This is a genomic window from Nocardioides sp. (genome assembly GCF_036401255.1).
GTDB lineage: Bacteria > Actinomycetota > Actinomycetes > Propionibacteriales > Nocardioidaceae > Nocardioides.
Genome location: NZ_DASWVI010000378.1, coordinates 1 through 8,954, shown reverse-complemented (window position 1 = coordinate 8,954; position 8,954 = coordinate 1). Strand labels below are relative to the sequence as shown.

Annotated in this window: 10 protein-coding genes; 4 read left to right on the top strand and 6 right to left on the bottom strand. The window is 73.3% G+C overall.

Features of this window, described 5'->3' with window-relative positions; genetic code table 11:
- Positions 1–81: 81 nt before the first annotated feature.
- The 4 genes from VGD85_RS17620 to VGD85_RS17605 all read right to left on the bottom strand — a co-directional run bounded on the left by VGD85_RS17620 (position 82) and on the right by VGD85_RS17605 (position 4,537).
- Positions 82–1,197, bottom strand: coding sequence for a ring-opening amidohydrolase (locus tag VGD85_RS17620; RefSeq protein ID WP_331064736.1), 1,116 nt, complete (start codon positions 1,195–1,197; stop codon positions 82–84).
- A 41-nt stretch (positions 1,198–1,238) separates the two neighbouring features.
- A complete protein-coding gene (locus tag VGD85_RS17615; protein WP_331064735.1) occupies positions 1,239–2,174 on the bottom strand; it encodes a carbamate kinase in 936 nt (311 codons plus the stop codon).
- Between the two features lie 346 nt (positions 2,175–2,520).
- A complete protein-coding gene (locus VGD85_RS17610) occupies positions 2,521–4,026 on the bottom strand; it encodes a potassium/proton antiporter (protein WP_331064734.1) in 1,506 nt (501 codons plus the stop codon).
- Entirely contained in the window at positions 4,013–4,537 is a 525-nt protein-coding gene (locus tag VGD85_RS17605; RefSeq protein ID WP_331064733.1) for an SPFH domain-containing protein, read from the bottom strand. The genes VGD85_RS17610 and VGD85_RS17605 overlap by 14 nt, the downstream gene beginning before the upstream one ends.
- 103 nt (positions 4,538–4,640) lie before the next feature.
- Here VGD85_RS17605 and VGD85_RS17600 point away from each other — a divergent pair, with 103 nt between their 5' ends.
- Entirely contained in the window at positions 4,641–5,579 is a 939-nt protein-coding gene (locus tag VGD85_RS17600) for a sensor histidine kinase (RefSeq protein ID WP_331064732.1), read from the top strand.
- Positions 5,576–6,262, top strand: a complete 687-nt coding sequence (locus VGD85_RS17595; protein WP_331064731.1) for a response regulator transcription factor — start codon at positions 5,576–5,578, stop codon at positions 6,260–6,262. Before VGD85_RS17600 ends, VGD85_RS17595 begins: the two co-directional genes overlap by 4 nt.
- A gap of 262 nt (positions 6,263–6,524) precedes the next feature.
- Here the strand turns inward: VGD85_RS17595 and VGD85_RS17590 are convergent, their stop codons facing one another.
- Both VGD85_RS17590 and VGD85_RS17585 read right to left on the bottom strand, forming a co-directional pair.
- Positions 6,525–7,253 carry an SDR family oxidoreductase gene (locus VGD85_RS17590; protein WP_331064730.1) on the bottom strand — a complete coding sequence of 243 codons (729 nt, stop codon included), beginning with the start codon at positions 7,251–7,253 and terminating at the stop codon, positions 6,525–6,527.
- Entirely contained in the window at positions 7,250–7,651 is a 402-nt protein-coding gene (locus VGD85_RS17585) for a cupin domain-containing protein (protein WP_331064729.1), read from the bottom strand. The genes VGD85_RS17590 and VGD85_RS17585 overlap by 4 nt, the downstream gene beginning before the upstream one ends.
- Positions 7,652–7,712: 61 nt before the next feature.
- On the opposite strand from VGD85_RS17585, the gene VGD85_RS17580 reads away from it, so the two are divergent.
- On the top strand, positions 7,713–8,120 hold the full coding sequence (locus tag VGD85_RS17580; protein ID WP_331064728.1) for a DUF805 domain-containing protein: 408 nt from the start codon (positions 7,713–7,715) through the stop codon (positions 8,118–8,120).
- 86 nt (positions 8,121–8,206) lie between these two features.
- Positions 8,207–8,902, top strand: coding sequence for a TIGR00266 family protein (locus tag VGD85_RS17575; protein ID WP_331064727.1), 696 nt, complete (start codon positions 8,207–8,209; stop codon positions 8,900–8,902).
- The last annotated feature ends 52 nt before the right edge of the window (positions 8,903–8,954 follow it).

The following is an 8,954-nucleotide window of genomic DNA, read 5'->3' as shown; positions in this document are numbered from 1 at the left end:
AGTCCTGACGCCTGACGGCCGTTGCAACGGCTGTCATCTGCAGGGATACCCGGTCGACCGGGTATCCCTGCAGACGATGCCTCAGCCCAGGTCGCCGATCGCGGCGACCGGGCCACCGCCGTCGGGGCCCTGGTGGGCCGCGGAGACGGACACGAACACCGCGGGATCGCCGGTGACCGCAGCCGTGACGCCGCCGACGCAGGACTTGATCTGGCGGTGCCAGTGCACGTCGGAGTCGTCGAGCATCGCGTTGCGGCGGCCGCGGACCTGGCCGTCCTGGGAGGCCTCGCACTTGAGGAAGACGTTGACCAACCGGCCGTCGAGGTCGGAGGTGCGCGGCCGCTCGGGCAGGTCGAGGCCGGCGTCCTTGATGGCCTCCCAGATGCCGTCCTGGTCGAGCGCGTCCTTCATCACCGAGTGGCCGATGCGGTAGCGGCCGCCGACGCCGGGCGCGTTGCCGACCACGACCACCTGGGCCTGGTCGAGCTCCACGCCGGACGAGCACGAGGCGACCGAGGAGTACAGCGAGCGGTCGTGCATGACGTCCTCGTCGCTCGGCATCTCGATCTCGCCGAGTGCGACCGCGATGCCGAGGGCGGTGCAGCCGTTGGAGAGGTCCATCGACTCGTGGGTGTGCTCGGTCCACACGGTCTTGCCGCGCGACTTGGCGTCGCGGATCGTGTGGATGGTCAGCAGCGGGGTCTTGGTCTGCACGTAGTGCACGTCGGCGGGGTCGGTGATGCCAGCCCGCTCCATCGCGACCTTCACCGCGTCGGCGACCTTGGTGATCATCGCGCTGCGGCCGATGTCCTCGGGCGCCAGCCGCTCGCTCATCGCGAAGCCGACGGTCAGCCGGGGCTCGTCGGAGGGCGCGAGGTCGCCGGTCAGGTCCTCCGGCGGGACGGTCGCGAAGATCGTCGCGTGCGGGCTGATCACGCCGTCGGTGCCGCCGGACCACACGATCGGGACCTGCTTGACCTGCTCGGCCGGGGCGCCCTTCTCGACGAGGACCTCGCGGAACGCGCGGTCGGCGATGATCCGGGTGTAGTCGTTCACCCCGCCGTTGCCCTCGGTCTTGCCGATGATCGCGATGACCCGCTCGGCCCGCATCACGCCGTCGTCGATGAGCTTCGCGAGCTCGCTCGCGTCGGCGACGGAGTGGATCGGGACCTTGCGTACCTCGATGGCGTCGGGCATGGGTGATGTCCTCCTGGTAGGTGCTGGTCGGGCTGGTGGGGCTAGTCCGGTACGACGACGGTGCCGGCGTCGCCCGTGATGGCGTGGGTGATGTGGCCCAGGTCGGTGATGACGGCCCGGGACCCGCCGGCCTCGACGAACCGGCAGGCGGCATCGACCTTCGGACCCATCGAGCCGCTCGCGAAGTGCCCCTCGGCGGCGTACGCCCGCAGCTGCGAGACGGTCACCGTGCCGAGCGGCTCGGCGTCGGGGGTGCCGTAGCGCAGCACGGCGTGGGGTACGTCGGTGCCGATCACGAGGACGTCCGCGGCGACGGTGCCGGCGAGCAGGGCAGCGCCCAGGTCCTTGTCGATCACGGCCTCGACGCCATGCAGCGTGCCGTCGGCGGCGCGCACGGTGGGGATGCCCCCGCCGCCGTTGGCGACGACCACGAACCCGGCCTCGACCAGGGCCTGCACCGCCGGCGCGTCGAGGATCTCGACCGGCTCGGGCGAGGCGACCACGCGGCGCCAGCCCTTCTCGCCCCGGTCCTCCCAGGTCTCGCCGTGCTCGACGAGCACCGCCGCCTCGTCCGCGGGCAGGAACCGGCCGATCGGCTTGGTCGGATGGGTGAAGCCGGCGTCGTCGGCGTCGACGAGCGCGCGGGTCACCAGCGTGGCCGTGCGACGCTCGACGCCGTGCTCCGTGAGCGCCGCCTCCAGCGCGTTCATGAGCACGAACCCCAGCGTCGCCTGCGTCTGCGCGCCGCACCAGTCGAGCGGGACCGGCGGGACGACACCCGCGGCGAGCTCGTTCTTGACCAGCAGGTTGCCGACCTGGGGCCCGTTGCCGTGGGTGATGACCACCTCGACATCGGCCTCGAGGAGCTCGGCGACCGCAGCCATCGCGACGCCCGCGGCCGCGATCTGGTCCTCGGGCCGGGCCCGCCCGTCGGCGTTCGTCATGGCGTTGCCACCGAGTGCGAGCAGGACCCTCATGGCTCGAACCTAGTGACCGGGTGGTCGCCCGGCACCGTGGCCGGCGACGAGGACCGGCCCCGTGCGCTGGCAACAGTTGCCAGCCGCCCCGGGCGGCTGACCGGCCGGGGTGGTGGTCCTCGGCGGAGGCAAACACCCCGCCGTTGGTGACCAAACCGCAACGATTCCGGCCCCGGGCCTGTCGTTGGTGACCAAACGGCAGGGGTTCCGACCCGCTGGCGGGTCCGCGTGGCCGAGGCGGGTCAGCACCCCGGCCAGGACCCCGGTCAGGGCCCCCGGTCAGGACGCGGGCCAAGACGCCGGTCGGGAGGCGGCCAAGAGGCGGCCAGGAGGCGGTCGTGGCCGGTCAGGAGGCGGAGCCCTCCGGGAGGCCGGCGTACCAGCCGGCGAGGCGGCCACGGTCGCTGACGTCGTGCAGCCGGCGCTCGACCTCGGAGTGCCGGTCCCGGCCGACGGCGACCAGCACGTGGTCGCCGACCCGCAGCACCGTCTCCGGGCTCGGCGCGAAGATGTCCTGCCCACGCAGCACGAGCGAGACGGCGGCTGGTTGAGGGAGCCGGAGCTCTCCGACCTCGACACCGGCCAGCTGCGACCCCGGCCCGACGGTGAGCTGGAGCAGCGTCGCGTCCAGGGTCTCCAGCGGCGCCGACTCGATGGCGACCGGCCGGGGCTGGTGGTCGACCGCGGCGCCCAGCCGGCGGGTCACCCACGGCAGGGTCGGGCCCTGCACCAGCGTGAACACCACGACGAGCAGGAACACGACGTCGAAGATCCGGTGCGCCTGCGGCATCCCGGTGCTCATCGGGATCGTGGCCAGCACGATCGGTACGGCGCCGCGCAGGCCCGCCCAGGAGATGAAGGCCTGGTCGCGCCACGGCACCCGGAACGGCGTGGCGCACAGCGCCACGGACAGCGGCCGGGCCACGAGCGTCAGTGCCGCACCGACGACCAGGGCGTAGGGCAGCGCGTCGAGCAGCCGGCCGGGGCTGACCAGCAGCCCGAGCATCACGAACAGGCCGATCTGGGCGAGCCAGGCCAGGCCCTCGACGAAGCTCGCGGTGGCGGAGCGGTGCGGCAGCCGCGCGTTCCCGAGCGTCAGACCCGCGACATAGATCGCCATCAACCCGCTGCCGCCGACGACGCCGGCGACGGCGTAGGCGACGAACGCGAGCGCCAGCGTGGCGACCGGGTAGAGCCCGGACTCGGGGAAGGCGCTGCGGCGCAGCAGCCACCCGGCCGCCCGCGCGACGACGTACCCGACGACCAGGCCGACGACCAGCTGGTAGCCGATCCGGCCGAGGATGCCCACGCCGTCGGCGTCGGTCCAGGCCGGGGAGGTCACGACCGTGACGAGGATGATCACCGGCGGGTCGTTGAAGCCGGACTCGGCCTCCACCGTCGCGCGCAGCCGGTGCCGCACCGGGAGGCGGCGGAGCACGCCGAAGACCGCGGCGGCGTCGGTCGAGGACGCGACCGCGCCGAGCAGGATCGCGGTGCGGACGTCGACGTCGAGCAGCACGTAGACGAGCGAGGACGTGACGACCACGGAGATCCCCACCCCCACGGTGGCGAGCACGGCCGCCAGCGGTGCGACCGGACGCACGACGCGCCAGTCGGTGCTGAAGCCGCCCTCGACGAGGATCACCGCCAGCGCGATCGTGCCGAGCACCTGGGTGAGCTGGGCATCCTCGAACTGCAGTCCCATACCCGCCTCGCCGACCGCCAGGCCGATCGCGAGGTACAGCAGCAGGCTGGGCAGCCCGGCCCGGCTCGAGACACGCACCGCGGCCACGGCCACCAGGAGCAGACCCGCCCCCGCCAGCAGGACCAGGTTCAGCTCAGCTGGGTCCACGACCGGCATCGGGCAGCTGGAGCCCGACCTCCACGAGCTCGAGGTCGTGCACCTCGACCCCCAGGCCGTCGACCGTCGACCGGACGGCACGACGCAGCGGCCGGTGGGCGGCGGCCGCGGTCCGGGGCAGGTCACCGGCGGACCAGTCCGTCACGACCTGGGCGACGGCCTCCTCTGCGGCCAGCTCGGCGGCGGGCCAGGGGTCGGCGTACGGCGTGCCGGGGGTCGGTGCCGGGATGGAGACGGTCGCCTCGAGCAGGACCAGGACGGGTACGCCGTCCCGGGTCGTGGCGCGCACCGCGACCGGCAGGTCGTGCGGTCGGGACAGGTCACGCTCGAAGCGCTCGACGAACGGCAGGCGCCACACCAGCCCCGAGGCGCGGGTCCTGCGGACGACGCCGCGCCGGGTGACCACGATCCACTGGCCGGGCGGCACGTGGCGCAGGCACGTGGTCGCCCAGGTCGCCACCAGCACGACGGCGGCCATGAGGAGGAGGGCGGTGTCGGTCATGCCTCGAGTCTTCGTGCCCGAGGCGCCGGAACGAATGGGTGCTACCACCCATCTTCGCGTCACGCGCTGCCTCCTGACGCCCACCACGTGTCAGTCTTGCGGCGTGCGGCTGTACTGGAAGGTGGCGTTGATCAACGGCGCCGTGCTGGCCGGCGCCGCGGCCCTGCTCGTGCTCGGGCCGTTCAGCGTGTCGAGGCGCCCGGTCGTCTCCGAGGTGGCGGTGCTGTGCATCGGCCTGGTCGCGACCCTCGTCACGAACGGGTTGCTGCTGCGTTCGAGCCTGGCGCCGGTCGACCGCGTGGCGCGCGAGATGGCGACCGTCGACCCGCTGCACCAGGCGGACCGGCTGACGACGCCGCGCAGCGCGCCCGGACGCCAGCTGGTGACCGGCTTCAACGCGATGGTCGACCGCCTGGAGGAGGAGCGCGCCACCAGCAATGCGAAGGCACTGGCCGCCCAGGAGGCCGAGCGGCACCGGATCGCCCAGGAGCTCCACGACGAGGTCGGCCAGCGGCTGACCGTCGTACTGCTCGGGCTCAAGCAGGCCGAGCAGCGGGCCCCCGCCGACCTCGCCGCCGACCTCGCCCAGCTGCGGGAGACGACCCGCGAGGGTCTCGACGACGTACGCCGGGTCGCGCGGCAGCTGCGCCCGGGGGTGCTCGCCGACCTGGGCCTGGCCAGCGCGCTGGCGGCACTGACCACCGACTTCGCCCGGCACAGCACCGCGACGGTCCGCCGCGCCGTCAGCCCGGGCCTGCCGACGTTGCCCGCCGACGTGGAGCTGGTCGTCTACCGGGTCGCCCAGGAGGCGCTGACCAACGCCGCGCGGCACTCGCGCGCCGACGCGGTGGAGCTCTCGCTGACCCGGGTCGGCGACCGGATCGCCCTCGAGGTGGTCGACGACGGCCGCGGCTTCGACGTACGCACCGAGGGCGCCGGGCTGCGCGGCATGCGCGAGCGCGCCCGGCTGGTGGCCGGCGACCTGCGACTGACCAGCGGGCCGGCCGGGACGGCGGTCCGGCTCGAGGTGCCGGTCGCGTGAACGGCCTCAAGGCGGCCGAGCGGCGTGGCCCCGCGCGCATCCTGCTCGTCGACGACCACGCGCTGGTCCGGCGGGGGGTCCGCTTGATCCTCGACCAGGAGCCGGACCTGACCGTGGTGGCCGAGGCGGCCGACGGCGCGGAGGCCGTCGAGCTGGCGCGGTCCCTCGATCTCGACCTCGTCGTGCTGGACATCGCGATGCCCCGGATGACCGGCCTCCAGGCCGCTCGCGAGATCGGCCGCCGCTCCTCGCGCGGTGAGCCGCCCCGGATGCTGATGCTGTCGATGCACGACAACGAGCAGTACTTCTTCGAGTCCCTCAAGGTCGGCGCGAGCGGCTATGTGCTGAAGTCGGCCGCCGACGAGGACCTGGTGTCGGCGTGCCGGGCGGCGCTGCGCGGCGAGGCGTTCGTCTACCCGGCCGCCATGAGCCCGCTGGTGCGTGACTACCTCGATCGGCTGCGCCGCGGCGAGCGGGTCCCCGACACCGTGCTCACCGAGCGTGAGGACGAGGTGCTCAAGCTCATCGCCGAGGGCAGCTCCTCGAAGGAGATCGCCGCCGCCCTGACGATCAGTGTCAAGACCGTCGAGCGCCACCGGGCCAACATCTTGGCCAAGCTCGGCATGCGCGACCGCACCCAGCTGACCCGCTACGCGATCCGGGCCGGCCTGATCGAGCCCTGATCCGGCGGTGGGCTCAGCCGCATCCGTGTCGTGGAGCTCCGGGTCCGGGGCCGTGGCGCGGCCGAAACGTGCCGCGGTTGGTGACCAAACCGCAACACTTCCTGCCCCGGACCTGTCGTTGGTGACCAAACGGCACAGTCCCCCGGCCCCGACCCACCCGACCAAGACCCCGCCGTTTGGTGACCAAACCGCAACACTTCCCGCCCCGGACCTGTCGTTGGTGACCAAACGGCACGGGTTCTCGACGGGCCGGGGGCCGACCTCACCGTCCGCCGGCGACTCGCAGGGTGGTGCCGGTGACGTACGACGCCTCGTCGCTCATCAGCCACGCGATCGCGTCGGCCACCTCGCCGGGTTCGCCGGCCCGCCCGAGCGGGACCAGCGGGCCGACGCGCTCGACCCGGCCGGGTTCACCGGCGGCGGCGTGGATGTCGGTGCGGATGATGCCGGGGGCGACCCCGACGACCCGGATGCCCTCGGCGGCGACCTCCTGGGCGAGCCCGACCGTGAGCGCGTCGACGCCGGCCTTGGCGGCGGCGTATTGGACGTACTCCCCCGGCGCGCCGAGGGTCGCCGCGCCCGAGCTAACGTTGACGAGCACGCCGCCGGTCCCGCCGTACGACGTGCCGAGCGCCCGGACCGAGGCCCGGGCGACCAGCAGCGCGGCGGTGAGGTTGAGGTCGACGGTCGCCTGGACGACCGCCACCGGGGTCTCGGCCAGCGGCCCGAGGTGGAGGGTGGCCCCCGCGTTGTTCACGACACCGGTCAGGGCGCCGGCCTCCTCGAAGAGCCGGTCGACGCCGGCCGGGTCGGTCAGGTCCGCGCGCACCGCGATGCAGCGAGCGCCGGCGTCCTCGACGGCCAGGCGCGTCTCCTCGGCGGCCCGGCCGTCGCGCGCGTAGCCCAGCACGAGGTCGTGGCCGGCCCGGGCCAGCCGCAGCGCGGTCGCGGCGCCGATGCCGCGGCTGCCGCCGGTGACCAGCGTCCTCATGCCAGCTCGAAGTCGTCGAAGTCGAAGCCCGGTGAGACCAGGCAGCTGACCAGCGCGTCGTCCGCCGACGGCACGGTGCGCTGCCAGGTGTGGGCGGCGACGACCGCCTGCGGCGCGGCCCGGTCGACGACCGTCGTCGTCTCGAGCACCGGCTCGGGCCCGACCCCGCCCAGCTCGAGGGTGACCGAGCCCTGGTGGGCGAGCCACACCTCGTCGGAGGCGACCCGGTGCCAGGCCGAGGACTCGCCCGCGGGCAGCAGGAAGTAGATGAGCGTCGCCGTCGGCCGCACCCGGCCGTCCGGCAGCGTGACGGTCTCGGGGGCGGCCCAGGTCTGGCGGTACCAGCCGCCTTCGGGGTGCGGTTGCAGGTCGAGGGACTCGGCGAGCGGGGGACGCATGTCGCCCATCCTGCCGCGCGGCGCGGCGACACCGGCAGGAGCATCGGTCGAGAATCGGCCCGTGACCTTCACCGAGTCCGTCCAGACCTGCCTGAGGAAGTACGCCGGCTTCTCCGGCCGCGCCGGTCGTCCGGAGTTCTGGTGGTTCATGGTCTTCAACGTCCTGGTGTCGTTCGTGACGTCGATCGTCGACATGGCGGTCTTCGGCAGCGACGCGGTCTGGGCGGGGATCGGCTTCGGACCGGATCAGGGACCTTTCCAGCTCATCAGCGCGTTCCTGCTGCTGCTGCCCGACCTCGCCGTCGGGGCGCGCCGCCTGCACGACACCGCCCGCAGCGCCTGGTGGCTGCTGCTCCTGCTGGTCCCCTTCCTCGGCCTCCTCGTGCTCGTGGTGCTCTGGTGCCTCCGGGGCGAGGCCGGCACCAACAGGTACGGCGAGCCGCCGGTCCGGACCGGGCCACCCCGCTGACCTCGAAACCGGATCCGCGGCGGCCCACGCCACTACGCTCGGCGGCGAGAAGTCGACCCGCCCGGGACCGTGGAGGAAGCAGACCGATGCAATCCGAAGTGATGTACAGCCCCGCCTACGCGACCGCCAAGCTCACGCTCGCCGCGGGCGAGGCGGTGCGCGCCGAGTCCGGCGCCATGCTCGCGATGTCCCCGGGCATCTCCATGGAGACCTCCACCCAGGGCGGCGTGCTCAAGGGCCTCAAGCGCTCGGTGCTGGGCGGGGAGTCGTTCTTCATGAACACGTTCACCGCGCAGACCGACGGCGCCGAGCTGTACGTCGCGCCCGCGCTGCCGGGCGACGTCGTCGCCTGGCCGCTCAACGGCGTGCTCTACGTGCAGTCCGGCTCGTTCCTGGCCGCCTCCGCGCACATCCAGGTCGACACCAAGTGGGGCGGCGGCAAGACGTTCTTCTCCAGCGAGGGGCTGTTCATGCTGCGCATCGAGGGCCAGGGCGAGCTGGTGCTCTCCAGCTACGGCGCGATCCACGCGATCGACCTGCAGCCGGGCCAGACCTACACCGTCGACACCGGCCACATGGTCGCCTGGACCGACGGTGTCCAGTACAACGTCCGCAAGGTCGGCAACTGGAAGTCCACGTTCTTCTCCGGCGAGGGCCTGGTCTGCGACCTCACCGGCCCGGGCCGGATCTACCTGCAGACCCGCAGCCAGGACGCCTTCCTGGGCTGGCTGGTGCCGAAGCTGCCGACCCAGAAGAGCGGCGGCGACAGCCTGTTCTCCTGACCCGTCGGGTCTCGTTGTCGGGTCGTGTGCCTGAGCACGGGCCATGGCCCGT